The 14,054-nt window shown below is 55.9% G+C and carries 16 protein-coding genes and 2 tRNA genes; 10 read left to right on the top strand and 8 right to left on the bottom strand.

Annotated features, from left to right (window positions below; genetic code table 11):
- Window positions 1–37: 37 nt before the first annotated feature.
- The 4 genes from purC to RQI55_RS03975 are packed head-to-tail and all read left to right on the top strand — an operon-like array spanning window position 38 to window position 2,225.
- The gene (gene purC / locus RQI55_RS03990) at window positions 38–802 is read left to right on the top strand and encodes a phosphoribosylaminoimidazolesuccinocarboxamide synthase (protein ID WP_042619710.1); all 765 of its coding nucleotides are present in this window, start codon (window positions 38–40) and stop codon (window positions 800–802) included.
- A gap of 17 nt (window positions 803–819) precedes the next feature.
- Window positions 820–1,062 (top strand): phosphoribosylformylglycinamidine synthase subunit PurS, encoded by a 243-nt coding sequence (gene purS / locus RQI55_RS03985; protein ID WP_192066940.1) that lies wholly within the window; start codon window positions 820–822, stop codon window positions 1,060–1,062.
- 17 nt (window positions 1,063–1,079) lie between these two features.
- Window positions 1,080–1,751 carry a phosphoribosylformylglycinamidine synthase subunit PurQ gene (purQ, locus tag RQI55_RS03980; protein ID WP_192066942.1) on the top strand — a complete coding sequence of 224 codons (672 nt, stop codon included), beginning with the start codon at window positions 1,080–1,082 and terminating at the stop codon, window positions 1,749–1,751.
- A 60-nt stretch (window positions 1,752–1,811) separates the two neighbouring features.
- Window positions 1,812–2,225, top strand: a complete 414-nt coding sequence (locus tag RQI55_RS03975) for a hypothetical protein (protein ID WP_042619292.1) — start codon at window positions 1,812–1,814, stop codon at window positions 2,223–2,225.
- Window positions 2,226–2,299: 74 nt separating this feature from the next.
- On the opposite strand, the gene RQI55_RS03970 is transcribed toward RQI55_RS03975, so the two are convergent.
- Window positions 2,300–4,132 (bottom strand): methyl-accepting chemotaxis protein, encoded by a 1,833-nt coding sequence (locus tag RQI55_RS03970; RefSeq protein WP_243255821.1) that lies wholly within the window; start codon window positions 4,130–4,132, stop codon window positions 2,300–2,302.
- A gap of 127 nt (window positions 4,133–4,259) precedes the next feature.
- Entirely contained in the window at window positions 4,260–4,559 is a 300-nt protein-coding gene (locus RQI55_RS03965; protein WP_243255819.1) for a DUF1127 domain-containing protein, read from the bottom strand.
- Between the two features lie 92 nt (window positions 4,560–4,651).
- On the opposite strand from RQI55_RS03965, the gene RQI55_RS03960 reads away from it, so the two are divergent.
- The 3 genes from RQI55_RS03960 to RQI55_RS03950 all read left to right on the top strand — a co-directional run bounded on the left by RQI55_RS03960 (window position 4,652) and on the right by RQI55_RS03950 (window position 8,688).
- On the top strand, window positions 4,652–6,070 hold the full coding sequence (locus tag RQI55_RS03960; protein ID WP_243255817.1) for a PLP-dependent aminotransferase family protein: 1,419 nt from the start codon (window positions 4,652–4,654) through the stop codon (window positions 6,068–6,070).
- Between the two features lie 134 nt (window positions 6,071–6,204).
- Window positions 6,205–8,439, top strand: a complete 2,235-nt coding sequence (gene purL, locus RQI55_RS03955) for a phosphoribosylformylglycinamidine synthase subunit PurL (protein ID WP_243255815.1) — start codon at window positions 6,205–6,207, stop codon at window positions 8,437–8,439.
- Window positions 8,440–8,454: 15 nt separating this feature from the next.
- Complete coding sequence (locus RQI55_RS03950; protein ID WP_003507909.1) at window positions 8,455–8,688, top strand: BolA/IbaG family iron-sulfur metabolism protein; 234 nt, start codon at window positions 8,455–8,457, stop codon at window positions 8,686–8,688.
- Between the two features lie 53 nt (window positions 8,689–8,741).
- Here the strand turns inward: RQI55_RS03950 and RQI55_RS03945 are convergent, their stop codons facing one another.
- A complete protein-coding gene (locus RQI55_RS03945) occupies window positions 8,742–9,890 on the bottom strand; it encodes a hypothetical protein (RefSeq protein ID WP_243255813.1) in 1,149 nt (382 codons plus the stop codon).
- 110 nt (window positions 9,891–10,000) lie between these two features.
- On the opposite strand from RQI55_RS03945, the gene RQI55_RS03940 reads away from it, so the two are divergent.
- Entirely contained in the window at window positions 10,001–10,258 is a 258-nt protein-coding gene (locus RQI55_RS03940; protein WP_243255812.1) for a hypothetical protein, read from the top strand.
- Between the two features lie 93 nt (window positions 10,259–10,351).
- Here RQI55_RS03940 and RQI55_RS03935 read toward each other — a convergent pair.
- Window positions 10,352–10,436: transfer RNA gene (locus RQI55_RS03935), tRNA-Leu, on the bottom strand.
- Between the two features lie 188 nt (window positions 10,437–10,624).
- On the opposite strand from RQI55_RS03935, the gene lipB reads away from it, so the two are divergent.
- Together lipB and RQI55_RS03925 are read left to right on the top strand one after the other, a co-directional pair.
- Window positions 10,625–11,359 carry a lipoyl(octanoyl) transferase LipB gene (lipB, locus tag RQI55_RS03930; protein WP_243255810.1) on the top strand — a complete coding sequence of 245 codons (735 nt, stop codon included), beginning with the start codon at window positions 10,625–10,627 and terminating at the stop codon, window positions 11,357–11,359.
- A 105-nt stretch (window positions 11,360–11,464) separates the two neighbouring features.
- A complete protein-coding gene (locus RQI55_RS03925) occupies window positions 11,465–12,529 on the top strand; it encodes an NAD(P)-dependent alcohol dehydrogenase (protein WP_311272143.1) in 1,065 nt (354 codons plus the stop codon).
- A gap of 135 nt (window positions 12,530–12,664) precedes the next feature.
- Here the strand turns inward: RQI55_RS03925 and RQI55_RS03920 are convergent, their stop codons facing one another.
- The 4 genes from RQI55_RS03920 to RQI55_RS03905 form a co-directional block, all read right to left on the bottom strand.
- Window positions 12,665–12,877: a hypothetical protein gene (locus tag RQI55_RS03920; RefSeq protein WP_042619285.1), complete on the bottom strand. Its 213-nt coding sequence runs from the start codon at window positions 12,875–12,877 to the stop codon at window positions 12,665–12,667.
- Between the two features lie 235 nt (window positions 12,878–13,112).
- Window positions 13,113–13,358 (bottom strand): hypothetical protein, encoded by a 246-nt coding sequence (locus RQI55_RS03915; protein WP_311272144.1) that lies wholly within the window; start codon window positions 13,356–13,358, stop codon window positions 13,113–13,115.
- A gap of 139 nt (window positions 13,359–13,497) precedes the next feature.
- A tRNA-Lys gene (locus RQI55_RS03910) sits at window positions 13,498–13,573 on the bottom strand.
- Window positions 13,574–13,738: 165 nt separating this feature from the next.
- The gene (locus RQI55_RS03905) at window positions 13,739–13,990 is read right to left on the bottom strand and encodes a GlsB/YeaQ/YmgE family stress response membrane protein (protein ID WP_311272145.1); all 252 of its coding nucleotides are present in this window, start codon (window positions 13,988–13,990) and stop codon (window positions 13,739–13,741) included.
- Between the last annotated feature and the right edge of the window lie 64 nt (window positions 13,991–14,054).

Genomic DNA, 14,054 nt, shown 5'->3' with positions numbered 1-14,054 from the left:
CGCCACCCATCCGGCGTCAACCAAGAGATTTGTTAATATGAACCGTCGCCGCCGTATTTACGAAGGCAAGGCCAAGATCCTTTACGAAGGTCCAGAGCCGGGAACTCTCATCCAGTTCTTCAAGGACGACGCAACCGCCTTCAACAAGAAAAAGCACGCAGTCATCGACGGCAAGGGTGTTCTGAACAATCGTATTTCAGAGTATCTCTTCACACATCTCAACAAGATCGGCATTCCCACGCACTTCATCCGCCGCCTCAACATGCGTGAGCAGTTGATCAAGGAAGTGGAGATGATCCCGCTTGAGATCGTCGTGCGTAATGTCGCCGCTGGCTCGCTTTCCAAAAGGCTCGGCATCGATGAGGGCGTGGTTCTGCCGCGTTCGATCATCGAGTTCTATTACAAGTCCGATGCGCTTGAAGACCCGATGGTGTCTGAAGAGCATATCACCGCATTCGGCTGGGCAAACCCGGCAGAACTTGATGACATCATGGCGCTTGCCATCCGCGTGAATGACTTCCTGTCGGGTCTTTTCCTCGGCGTTGGCATTCAGCTGGTTGATTTCAAGATCGAATGCGGTCGCCTCTACGAAGGCGATATGATGCGCATCATCCTGGCCGACGAGATTTCTCCCGATAGCTGCCGCTTGTGGGATATCGAGACGCAGGAAAAGATGGACAAGGACCGCTTTCGCCGCGATATGGGTGGGCTTCTGGAAGCCTATTCGGAAGTGGCGCGCCGTCTGGGAATTATCAACGAAAACGAACCGCTCCGTGGTACCGGCCCGGTTCTGGTCAAGTGAATTCAGGAGAGCATCAGGTGATCAAGGCACGGGTGACTATTACGCTCAAGAACGGCGTTCTCGATCCGCAGGGTAAGGCAATTGAAGGCGCTCTCGGCAGCCTCGGTTTCGAAGGCGTTGGCCAGGTTCGCCAGGGCAAGGTCTTCGATCTGGAACTGGCCACCAGCGACAAGGCGAAAGCTGAAGCCGACCTGAAGGCGATGTGCGAAAAGCTCCTCGCCAACACGGTGATCGAAAACTACTCTATCGCTATTCTCTGACGCTCAGGAGCCGATCCATGAAATCCGCAGTCGTTCAGCTTCCGGGCCTCAATCGTGACCGTGACATGATCGCGGCCTTGACTCGGATTTCCGGCAAGGCACCTATCACCATCTGGCAGACGGAAACAGACATTCCCGACGTTGATCTGATCGTCATTCCAGGCGGATTTTCCTATGGCGACTATCTGCGCTGCGGCGCGATTGCCGCGCGCATGCCCGTCATGCAGGCTATCCGCGAGAAGGCCGAACAGGGCGTCAAGGTTCTGGGCGTCTGCAACGGCTTTCAGATTTTGGTCGAGGCAGGCATGCTTCCGGGCGCGCTGATGCGCAATGCATCGCTGAAATTCGTCTGCCGCGAAGTGAAGCTTGAGGTCGTCAACAACGACACCGAATTCACGCGTACCTATGACAAGGGCCAGATCATCCGCTCGCCGGTTGCTCATCACGATGGCAACTACTTTGTTGAGCCGGAAGAGCTGAAATCCATCGAAGACAAGGGCCAGGTCGTTTTCCGCTATGCGGAAGGCACCAATCCGAATGGCTCGCTCAACGACATCGCCGGCATTATCAATGCCAAGGGCAATGTTCTAGGCATGATGCCTCACCCGGAAAACCTCATCGAAGCCGCCCATGGCGGCAATGATGGGCGCGGTATCTTTGCCTCAGCCCTCGGCGTCATCGCAGCTTAAAAATTAACAAAGCCGGGTTAAACCGGCTTTGTTGTATTTCACTGATATGGAATTAAAGCGATGAACCGCCTGCGCCTTCCCCACGCTCTCAATCTTGCAGGCCTCGGCCTTGCTGCCCTTTCTCTGGCCGCTTGCCAGGCGGAAAGAGCTCCCGTGGCCTCCGCGTCGGCATCCCGGGCAGCATTGCCGGTCATGGAGCGCGTGGCACTGGGTGCGAATGCCTGCTGGTTCAAATCAGGCGACCCGGCTTTCAAGCAGTACCGCCTTGCACCGGAACTCAATTCTTTCTCCGGCCGCCCGCGCATTCTGCTGGTGCCGCGCAACAGCCCCGAATCGCGCCCCATGCTCGTCGTGCAGGCGGAAGGCAATCCAGCAAAGGTTGACGCCTTTGGCCCGGCCATGAACGAACCACACGCCGCACGCATCACCACAGACGTGAAGCGTTGGGTGAATGGCGGCAAAGGCTGCTCCTGAGAGACAAAACCCGCCAGCGCCTCAAAGAAACGGCACATGGCGGGCTTTTGCTGACAAGGCAATCGGGCGAGAAATCAAGCCACCATGCGCGCTCTGCCGCGGGCTGCGCCAGCGGCCGCAGATTGTGATGTTCCCAGGCTGAACTGAGCAACAAGATCCCGAAGCTTTTCAACCTCCTGCGACAATGCCGAGGAAGCTGCGGTGGATTGTTCAACCATCGCCGCATTCTGCTGTGTTGTCTGGTCCATTGAGTTGATGGCTGTATTGACTTCGGAAAGCCCGACAGACTGCTCCTTCGAAGATGTTGCAATCGCATTCATATGCTGATTGATGCCAGCGACCCGGTCTGCAATTTCGTTCAATGCAAGGCCTGTTTCACGCACGAGTTCAACGCCGCTTCCAACTTCCGCCGTTGACGTCTGGATGAGCGCCTTGATCTCCTTGGCCGCATTCGCAGAACGCTGCGCCAGTTCGCGTACTTCCTGCGCAACAACAGCAAAGCCTTTACCTGCTTCACCAGCGCGCGCAGCCTCAACACCGGCATTCAGCGCCAGAAGGTTGGTCTGGAATGCAATTTCATCAATGACGCCGATGATGTTGGAAATCTGCTGCGAGGAATTCTCGATCCGCTGCATCGCCTCTTCCGCCTGGTTAACAACCTTGGAGGACTTGGCAGCGCTATCAGTCGCAGAAGTCGCAGCCCGCTGTGCTTCCATGGTTCTCTGGCTGGAATTGGTGACATTGACGGTTATTTCATCCAGTGCAGCGGCAGTCTGCTCCAGCGAAGCCGCTTGCTGTTCTGTACGGCGTGAAAGATCATTCGCGCCAGAGGCAATTTCCTGTGTGCCATTGCCGATGGCGGAAATGCTGTCTGCAATAGACCGTAATGTATCGCCGAGCTGTTTGACGGACAGATTGAAGTCCTGCCGCAATGCCTCGAATTCTGGCGAGAAGGCTTCGTTCAGCTGGAAGGAAAGGTCGCCCGATGCCAGCCGCTTCAAGCCTCCCGCCAAGCCGGATGTCGCCACACGCAAGCGTTCAGCCGCAACAGCTTCCGCTCGTTCCTGAGCTGCCAAACGATCGGTTTCCGCCTGCAAGCGCAACGCCTCAGCTTCCGCCTCCATTCGCTTTTTGGAAATGGCCGCTTCACGGAACACTTCCACCGCTGCAGCCATCGAACCAATTTCATCCTTGCGACCGACCCCGGCGCTGATGACGTCGGTGCGACCCTGCGCAAGTTGAGACATGGATTTCGAGAGCGCGAGGATCGGTGCACTGATCGTTCGCCGAGAGATATAGAAAATGATGCCTGAGAAGAAGACGGTCAAAACGATGAGCGTCTCCAGGATGCTATTGATATAGACGCTGGTAGCGCCGCTCTCTGCGCTGATACTCTCCGCGACCTTTTCAATACTGTCGCCCGCAACCTCCATGGCCGTTTCCAGCTCCGAAAATTGTTTCATGAAATCGGGCAGCACCTGCATGGCGGCGTTGGTGTCTGTTTCAGCCAAGCCCACAAGCTTGGTCGCACTGTCGATATAAGCGCGCAAAGGAGGCTCAACGCTTTTCACGACTTTTTGCGTTTCGGGGTCCGTTGCGAGAGCCTCGTTTGCCGCGATCATTTCTCGGAAAGAAGCTACGTGTTCTGCAAGGTCCTGCTTTACATCCTTCAGGGAAATTCCGGCGGATGGGTTGGAGGTCAGCAGCGACGCGAAAACATCAGACCGAAGCGCATCATGCATCATGTCTGCCTGCATGTGGTTGCGCAGCACCTCCGCTGACGTTGCGATGCGATTGGCATTACCGGTTAGTTCGGCAGCGGACCAAAGTCCAATTCCGGCGGCACTCCCGGCTAAGGCGAAAATACCCAGACTGACAACAATAATTTTCTGCTGAATCGATGACATCACAATATCCCCTAGCAACGTCATGACAATATCGCCAATTATTATTAAGTTTTAATAAACTAGATTGCGTACTTCTATCCACCGACGATTAAAAGTTGAATTTAAAAATCGTCACATACTAATTTACTTAAAGGGAACGAGATGGCCACGAGAAGAGGGATGCCTTGCGGGCCTCCTCCAATGCCTCGTGACGCGTGAGACCGATGTCTGCCAATTGCTCTTCGGACAATTCGCGGAGGGCCAGTCTACCCGCACGCTTGGCTGTACTGAGCGCAATCCTCTCGAACAACCGCGCAAAGAACCCCCTTGCAACGGAGACCGACTTAGGGTCAAGCATATCGCCGCTATCCCGAAAGATCCGCTCGCGCTCGTATCCATCGGGATACATTGTATCTATTGTCTTGTTATACTGATCCATCTTGAGCATATTGTACCTGCCGTTCAGAAATTGTCTGGGTTTTCATTCCTGAACAGAGATACAATTGACATGAATGCAGATACAATGCATATATTGTCACCATGACAAATTGGACACCCGACCTTTCAAGCGGCACAGGCCCCATTTACATCCGGCTTGCTGATCACATCGAAGCAGCTATCGCGGATGGTACCCTGCCCGCTGGCGCGAAACTGCCGCCGCAGCGGAACCTCGCCTTCGATCTCGGGGTGACAATTGGAACGATCAGCCGTGCCTATGCACTCATTCATGAACGCGGGCTTGTCAGTGGCGAAGTTGGCCGCGGCACATATGTGAATGCAAGCATGACACCGAGCCCGGCAGCAGCGCATGAACGTGCAGTGGCATCCTTTGGTGGCACAAGGCCCGCTTCGGAAACTCCCAACAAATTCCGCCTGAACACCACGGCCGCCCCGGATGTCGGCCAAAGTGTTATTGTCGAAAAGCACATTGCAGAGATTGCCAGAGACTGCTCCTTCGAGATCACAGACTATGCAAGGGCATTTCCGCAAGAATGGGCACAGGCTGGTGTCCGCTGGCTTTCGCAGGGAGACTGGTCGCCTGCGCTGGACAGCATCGTCCCCACGCTTGGCGCGCATGCCGCCATCATGAGCGTCATCACCGCAATGACCTCGCCGGGCGATCGGATCGTGTTTGAAACCGCCACCTATTCGCAGATTGCCCGGGCGGCAATTCTTGCCGGTCGGCGCGCAGCGGTGGTGGAATGCGATGAGCAAGGAATCATCCCTGAGGATCTGGAGCGCGTCTGCGCGCAACAGCATCCGAAAATGATTTTCCTGATGCCCACCGGCCAGAACCCGACCTGCGCCACCCTCCCTGAGGATCGCCGTCGCGCCATTTCCGATATCGCCCGCAGGTACAATGTTTGGATCATCGAGGACAATCTGTATGGCGCAACGGTTGCCAGCCAGCCGCCAATGATTGCCGAATTCGCCCCTGACCTGACCTTTGTCATCGGCGGCCTGTCGAAATCAGTCGCCGCTGGCGTTCGCGGTGGCTGGGTCGCATGCCCGCCAAACTTCTCGTCACGCATTCGCATTTCCCACGCCATGATGACCGGCGGCCTGCCCTTTCTGTTGGCTGAACTCTGCGCCCGCATGGTCAACAGCGGTGACGCGCATGACATCAGGAGAGACTGCACAGCAGAAATCAATGCCCGCGTAGCGATTGCCCGCCATGCCTTTGCCGATTTCGAGTTCAACTCGATGCCGGATATTCCCTTCCTTTGGCTCAAAGTACCGGAGCCATGGCTTTCCGGCACTTTCCGCAGCGCCGCCATGAAGGAAGGCATTTTGATTGATGACGAGGATGAGTTCAAAGCAGGGCGCTCGGAAAAAGTCTTTCACCGCGTCCGCATCAGCTTCTCGGCACCGAAAACCCGCAACGAGTTGACCGAAGCCTTCGGCATCCTGCGGCAACTGCTGGACAATGGCTCTGCGGGTTATGAGGGTGTGGCCTGAGAGCGCAGACACTGCGAAAAACTGGGGTGAAGGCGGTTTTTGCGGGGGCTTCAGAACATTTTCCTGTCGCGCCTTGCTGTCTCTTGCGGTAAAGAACCGGAAACTCCCGTACCGGCTCGAACCCCGTGAGACCTATGACACTTCCAAATCATATCAAGATCACCCCGGAACTCATTGCATCCCATGGGCTCAAGCCCGATGAATACCAGCGCATTCTGGACCTGATCGGACGCGAGCCAAGCTTTACCGAGCTTGGTATCTTCTCCGCCATGTGGAACGAGCACTGCTCTTACAAATCCTCCAAGAAGTGGCTGAAAACCCTGCCGACCACAGGTCCGCGCGTTGTGCAGGGCCCCGGTGAAAACGCAGGCGTCGTGGATATCGATGATGGTGACGTCGTCGTCTTCAAGATGGAAAGCCACAACCACCCATCCTATATCGAGCCCTATCAGGGTGCGGCAACCGGCGTCGGCGGCATTCTGCGCGATGTGTTCACCATGGGCGCTCGCCCCATTGCTGCGATGAACGCTCTTCGCTTCGGCTCCCCTGACCACCCGAAAACACGCCACCTCGTTGCAGGTGTTGTGGCCGGTGTTGGTGGCTACGGCAATTCCTTCGGCGTTCCCACTGTTGGTGGCGAAGTCGAATTCGATGCCCGCTACAACGGCAACATCCTCGTCAATGCCTTTGCCGCAGGTCTCGCAAAGTCTGACGGCATCTTCCTGTCGGAAGCCAAGGGCGTTGGCCTGCCGGTCGTTTATCTCGGCGCAAAGACTGGCCGCGATGGCGTTGGTGGCGCGACCATGGCATCTGCCGAATTTGACGAATCCATCGAGGAAAAGCGCCCGACGGTTCAGGTCGGAGACCCCTTCACCGAAAAGTGCTTGCTGGAGGCCTGCCTTGAACTGATGAAGACGGGTGCCGTCATCGCCATTCAGGATATGGGTGCCGCTGGCCTCACCTGCTCTGCCGTTGAAATGGGTGCCAAGGGTGACCTCGGCATTGAACTCAATCTCGATCAGGTTCCGGTTCGCGAAGAACGCATGACCGCCTATGAGATGATGCTGTCTGAAAGCCAGGAGCGTATGCTCATGGTTCTGGAACCTTCCAAGGAAGATGTTGCCAAGGCAATCTTCGTTAAATGGGGTCTGGACTTCGCCATCGTTGGCAAGACTACGGATGATCTGCGCTTCCGCGTTCTGCACAATGGCGAAGAAGTCGCCAATCTGCCGATCAAGGAACTGGGCGATGAAGCGCCTGAATATGATCGTCCATGGACCCCGGCCAAGGTGCCCGCACCACTGGCTGAGAACGATGTTCCAGACGCCGATATTGCCGACGCTCTGCTCAAGCTCGTCGGTTCTGCCAACAACTCGTCGCGTCGCTGGGTCTATGAACAGTACGACACGCTGATTCAGGGCAATTCCCTGCAGTTGCCGGGCGGCGATGCCGGTGTTGTGCGCGTCGAAGGCCATGACAAGAAGGCACTTGCCTTCTCATCTGACGTGACGCCACGTTATGTGGAAGCCGATGCTTTCGAGGGCGGCAAGCAGGCCGTTGCCGAATGCTGGCGCAACATCACGGCAACCGGCGCATTGCCGCTGGCTGCCACAGATAACCTCAATTTCGGCAACCCGGAAAAGCCCGAGATCATGAGCCAGCTGGTTCATGCCATCAAGGGCATTGGCGAAGCCTGCCTTGCGCTGGAATTCCCGATCGTTTCCGGCAATGTCTCGCTCTATAACGAGACCAACGGCCAAGCCATTCTTCCCACCCCCACCATCGGTGGCGTTGGCTTGATGGCGGATTGGGGAAAGATGGCCCGCATCCGTTTTGCAGCCAGTGATGAGGTCATCCTTCTGGCCGGTGCGCCTGAAGGGCTCGGCTCCCACATCGCTCAGTCCGTCTACATGCGCGATATTCATAACCGCATCGATGGCCCTGCCCCGCATGTGGATCTGGCCCATGAAAAGAAGACCGGCGATTTTGTCCGCGCCATCATCACCGAAGGCCTGACAAGTGCTGTTCACGATTGCTCATCCGGCGGCCTGGCGCTTGCCGTGGCCGAAATGGCTATGGCGTCCGACATCGGCGCGACGGTTGATGCCGTCGAAGGTCACCACCCGGTGCGCACATTCTACGGTGAAGACCAGGGTCGTTATGTGTTCACAGTCAGCCAGACGAATCTTGAAACCGTCTCCGCTCGCGCGGCAGCAGAAGGCGTTTCGCTTGCCGTTATCGGCAAGACAGGCGGCTCAACTGTTAAGCTGGGTAACGCCCGCGCAGTAGCGATTAATGAATTGCGTTCGGCCCATGAATCATGGTTCCCTCAGTTCATGGATGGCGAGTTTCTCGCCGCTGCAGAATAATCGAGGAGAGATAGCATGCCCATGAAGCCCGGCGACATAGAGGACATGATCAAGGCCGGAATTCCCGGAGCAAAAGTCACCATTCGTGATCTCGCCGGTGACGGCGATCACTATGCGGCAGAAGTCGTGGCGGAAGCCTTCAAGGGCAAAACCCGCGTGCAGCAGCACCAGATGGTTTATGACGCGTTGAAAGGCAATATGGGCGGCGTATTGCATGCCTTGGCACTGCAAACGTCTGCTCCAGAATAACGAATCTGTCGTTTTAAGATCAGGGCCTGCGCGAAAATCTCGCGCGGGCCTTTTTACATTTTGGGCGGCTGCTCGGAGCGCAGATTGGCAAAGGATGCCGCAGGCATCGGCCCCGCCGTTAGCAACGCGAAATCAAAGCCCGAACGGCGGTCAGAACCCAGCACATATTGGCGGTGCATGCGCAGAAAATTGCGCTTGTTCTTCTTATATCGCTCGGCAGAAAGCGAATGCTTGAAGCGGATCGGCACGATCTTCGGCTGGGCCGCATCGCCGTGACCTGTCAGCTTGGCTGTGTGACACTTGTAGAGGTGGATAGGGTCCGTCAGGCACTGAATATCAAACCATGTCACATGCTCATGCCGAGCCATCACGCCGATGCTCTGGCGCAGCCTTGAGGCACTTTTGAGCAGCGCGCACTGAAGCGCCGCTCCGCCCAATGTGACGAACGAAACAGCCCGCCCGTCAAACGCGTCCGGCTTCAGCTCCAGCACCCGTCCAGCCACCGCCAGCGCAAGGCTTGCACCCATGCTGTGGGATACGAACAGCACCTCCTCAGACCCCTGCTCCAGCGCTGCGATCACAGCTTTCGCCTTGGCGTCAATCCAGTCACGCGCCATGGGCTCGTCACGGCCAACTGCCAGCGCAAAGCGCCAGTCCGCAAAGAGATGCAGTGTGTGAAACCGATCCGAAAATGGCATCACACCTTTCACGAAGAAGAAATAGCCGAGCGGAATGGTGATAAGGCAGAGGAAAACCGAAACGCCCAGCAGCAAGGGCAAGGCCGCGATCAACCCGGCGGCGATAGCGCCCAGAGCAATGAGCAAAAACGGAAACAGAAAGAACAGCCCGAACCGCCACGCATGGCGGAAATAGGCGAGTGCTCCCCCCTCACCGATAATGCCGGCGCCTGCCTTGAACCCGAGCGCAATCTGCTTCCAGATGGACACGGCGCGCAGCTGTGAAATCAGGTCATTATGGTCATGGATGAGGATGGTAGACTGCGTGGCATGACCATTGTGAAGGGCAGCCACATCCATTCGACTGCCCACCGGCGTCTCGTTGATGCCACTCACCTGATAGTCAACGCCAAAAGTCTTGCCCGATTGCGCAGCGCTTCGCTCATAACGACGCTGATGCGCCTGCGCATCCAGCGGATCAAAGCCAGGAAAATAAAAAACCAGTCGCGACGAAACCTTCGTCATCTGTAGCAATCCTAAAAGCCGGCAACCCAAAAGGATTGCTTGATACGGGTGGGCGCACCTATATTGAAAATAATAACTTTTTACAGGCGGCACCAAAAAAAGAGGCCCAATTGTCAAAAATCGTCGATCAGCTGATCAGCGGCGTCATCAAGGGCGCGGTGGCGGAAATCCTCAAGAAATCCGGCACCCGACAGACAAGACGCACAAAGCGCCGCGCAAAGGCCAGCACCTCAATTGCGGGCGGCATCGTCGGCAGCATTCTCAAGGCGGCGCTGGGTGAGAAAACCACTCGAAAGCCGAAAACGCGTGTCGCCAAAAAGCAGGTCAGCAAACGCCGCACCGCCGCAGCCAGAAGCCGCCAGCGTTAGGTGCTCTGCACCTGTTACTGATTAAGCTTTCAAATCAACAAAAGCGCGGTACAGTTTGATAAAAAAGAAAAAACCCGCCTAAGCGGGTTTCTTTGGTGCGGTCGAGAAGACTCGAACTTCCACGGGTTGCCCCACAGCGACCTCAACGCTGCGCGTCTACCAATTCCGCCACGACCGCATCGTGGTAGATGTCAACTTGCGCCGACGAAGGTGCATGTACCAAAAGCATTTTGGGTGCACAAGAGCGTCATGACAGTTTTTTGAAATTAAAAATCACCAGCGTCGTCACTATATGAAAGAAGCCCGCAAATGCAGGGCTTGCAGCTCAGAAATCATTCTGCGAGAAGGCTGTGGAAAGGATTTTTTATGCTGACACGTACCGATATCAAGGCGGATATGTTCCCAATTTCCGGCTCAGCGCCCGTTCGCTGGCGAATCTCCGACGGATTTGTCCCCTATCAGGTGGCAATTGATGAGATGGAGCGCGAGGTGGCGGCGATTGCAGCTGGAGAAGCGGACGAGTTGATCTGGCTTTTGGAGCATCCTCCGCTTTATACCGCAGGCACCAGCGCCGATTCTGCCGATCTCATCGAGCCGGATCGTTTCCCGGTCTTTGCGACGGGCCGCGGCGGCGAATACACCTATCATGGCCCCGGCCAGCGCGTGGTCTACGTCATGCTGGATCTCAAGCGCCGCAGACAGGATGTGCGCGCCTATGTGGCCGCACTTGAAGATGTCATCATCCGCACACTGGATAAGATGAATGTGCGGGGCGAGCGCCGCGAAGACCGCGTTGGCGTCTGGGTCCAGCGCCCTGAAAAGCCGTTGCTGCCAGGCGGAAGCGTGAGCGAAGACAAAATCGCCGCCCTTGGCATTCGCCTTCGCAAATGGGTCAGCTTCCACGGCCTCTCCATTAATGTCGATCCGGATCTGGGACATTTCAGCGGAATCGTGCCCTGCGGAATTTCTCAATATGGCGTCACCAGTCTTGTCGATCTCGGATTGCTGGTTATGATGGGTGATGTCGATGTCATGCTGCGCCAGTCCTTCGAGGAGGTCTTCGGCGCAACCGCAAACGAAGTGGCTCATCAGACACTTTAATGTCGAGCCGCAACCTTCTGTATCGATCAACGTTTCTCAATTGCGCAAAGCTGGATCATCATCCCGCTCTCGCTTTCATCGAAAAATCGAAAAAGGATCCATTTCATGTTCACAACATCTGCCTATGCCTGCGATGATGGCTCCTCCCCGCTGAAACTCGCCACAATCAAGCGCCGTGATCCGGGCCCGCGCGATGTGGAAATCGAAATCGAATTCTGTGGCGTTTGCCATTCGGATATCCACACCGCACGCGCAGAATGGGCAGGCTCGCTCTTCCCATGCGTGCCCGGCCACGAAATCGTCGGACGTGTTGGCCGCGTCGGCTCTGACGTCACCAAGTTCAAGACAGGCGACCGCGTCGGCGTTGGCTGCATTGTCGATAGCTGCCGCGATTGCGCAAGCTGCGCGGAAGGCCTCGAGCAATATTGCGAAAACGGCATGACGGGCACTTACAACTCGCAAGACAAGGCCATGGGCGGCGAAGCACACACACTTGGTGGTTATTCCTCCCACGTCGTCGTGGATGACCGCTACGTGCTGAATATCCCCGAAGGTCTCGACGCAGCAGCAGCAGCCCCGCTGCTATGCGCCGGTATCACCACCTATTCTCCTCTTCGCCACTGGAATGCCGGTCCCGGCACCCGCGTCGGCGTAGTTGGGCTTGGTGGCCTCGGTCATATGGCCGTCAAGATCGCCAGCGCCATGGGCGCAACCGTCGTCATGATCACCACATCTCCCGGTAAGGCAGATGACGCCAAGAAGCTTGGCGCGCATGAAGTGATCGTTTCCAAGGACGCCGAGCAGATGAAGAAGGCAACATCCAGCCTCGACCTCATCATCGATGCCGTTGCCGCAGACCACAATATCGACTCGTACCTTGCTCTGCTGAAGCGCGATGGTGCCTTGGTGCAGGTCGGCGCGCCTGAGAAGCCGCTTTCGGTCCACGCCTTCAGCCTCATCCCGGGCCGCAAGACCTTCGCTGGCTCGATGATCGGTGGCATCGCCGAAACTCAGGAAATGCTCGATTTCTGCGCTGAAAAGGGCATTGCCGCCGAAATTGAAATGATCAACATGGATCAGATCAACGAAGCCTATGAGCGCATGATCAAGAGCGACGTGCGCTACCGTTTCGTCATCGACATGCAGAGCATGCCAAAGCAGGCCGCATAAGCAAGACTGCAAACAGCCAAAAAACGAAAACCCGCCGAGAATATCGGCGGGTTTTTTCATGGCTATATATAAGGAGATAACAGCGCAGAGCGTTCAGCTGGCTAACGCCCGCCACCTCTGCTTAGGTCATCGTGATTAAGATAGAAGCCGGTCATCCGTAAAGCTGCTCTCAGGAACCTTGCCGCTGGCAAGTGCCATGATGGCAAGCACCGCATGCTGACGATCCCAGCCCGCACCCTCAGCCTTTTCCAGGAGACCATTGATTGATGGCTCAAGAGCGAATTGGCATTCAGCCTGATAATCCATCGTATCAACCGAAAGCGAAGGAGAATTGATCATAGCGCGCATTAAAGCACTCCATTTTACGTAACACCCGTGACATCAAGGTCACGACATACGTGCATTCACACACTCAGAACGCTGGACATCTCGAGAGACGACCAGCGACACAAGTAAAACGAATCCCCCAGCGGTCCGCAGAGTCTGTCATATGACTGACACTGTCAAGTTATAAGCGAGATTGAAACTGTGGATAGGCCTTCCACGCGGCCCCGCCAGTCGGGCCTAGGTTTTGAAGAGGACACTATAATCGCCCCTCCCGGTCGCGCCGCGGCTTGCGCCTCCAGATCAGCATAGCCATCAGAACCAGAGCAAAAAGGATGAACCACATCAGGGGAAATGCCATGAAAAGTGCTGCATAGCCGCAATTTTCTTCAAAACACGCGCCCAAGCCCCCGGCATCTTCAAACATGGTGACCGAGAAGGCAGCGGCCATGCCACTGCCGACGACACCTGCCACCAGAATCAGAATGTTCGCAAAAACTCTCATTGCCGCTATTATGCGGCCAAATGAGACCGCTTTGCGGAGCCTGCCGGGAAAAACCAGAAGTTTTAGAAATTGCTTTGAAACGTGTTGCACACACGCACAACGTTTAAGAAAATCAATACCTTAAAACGTTGAGAAAGAATGGTGGGTGATGTAGGGCTCGAACCTACGACCCGCTGATTAAGAGTCAGCTGCTCTACCAACTGAGCTAATCACCCGCCGCATCCGCCATTGTCTGGCGGTGTGAGTGGCCGTATAAAGAGGATATTTCGGCTTGTCCAGCGTGGAAATGACATTTTTGCGAAATTAATCTCGGAAAAACATCGACCACGCTGGAAAACCCCGCATTGCCGGGCTTTTTGCCCTGCAACATTTTTTCTGCATTAGCGACGAAACGCTCTCGCAACGGCGATCAAGATACATGCGCCGATGAAGCCTGCGATCAGGTAACCGATCCAGCCGGTCAGAACGATGCCAAAGACGGCAAGAAGTGTGTTGGCGATGATCGCGCCGACGATGCCCAATATGATGTTCATGAAAACACCCATATTGCTCTTCATGAGCTGTTCAGCGAGCCAACCAGCTATTCCACCGATGATGATTGCAGCGATCCAACCAATTCCAGCACTTTCCATGATGTTCTCCTTGCTCAAGCACGATATGTGATCGGCAAGGTAATGGTTGAGACTGGAAAGAAGT

The organism is Rhizobium sp. WCS2018Hpa-16 (assembly GCF_031843705.1).
Classification (GTDB): domain Bacteria; phylum Pseudomonadota; class Alphaproteobacteria; order Rhizobiales; family Rhizobiaceae; genus Agrobacterium; species Agrobacterium tumefaciens_C.
Note: the sequence above shows the minus strand (reverse complement) of the source record. Positions and strands in the feature narration are given on the sequence as shown.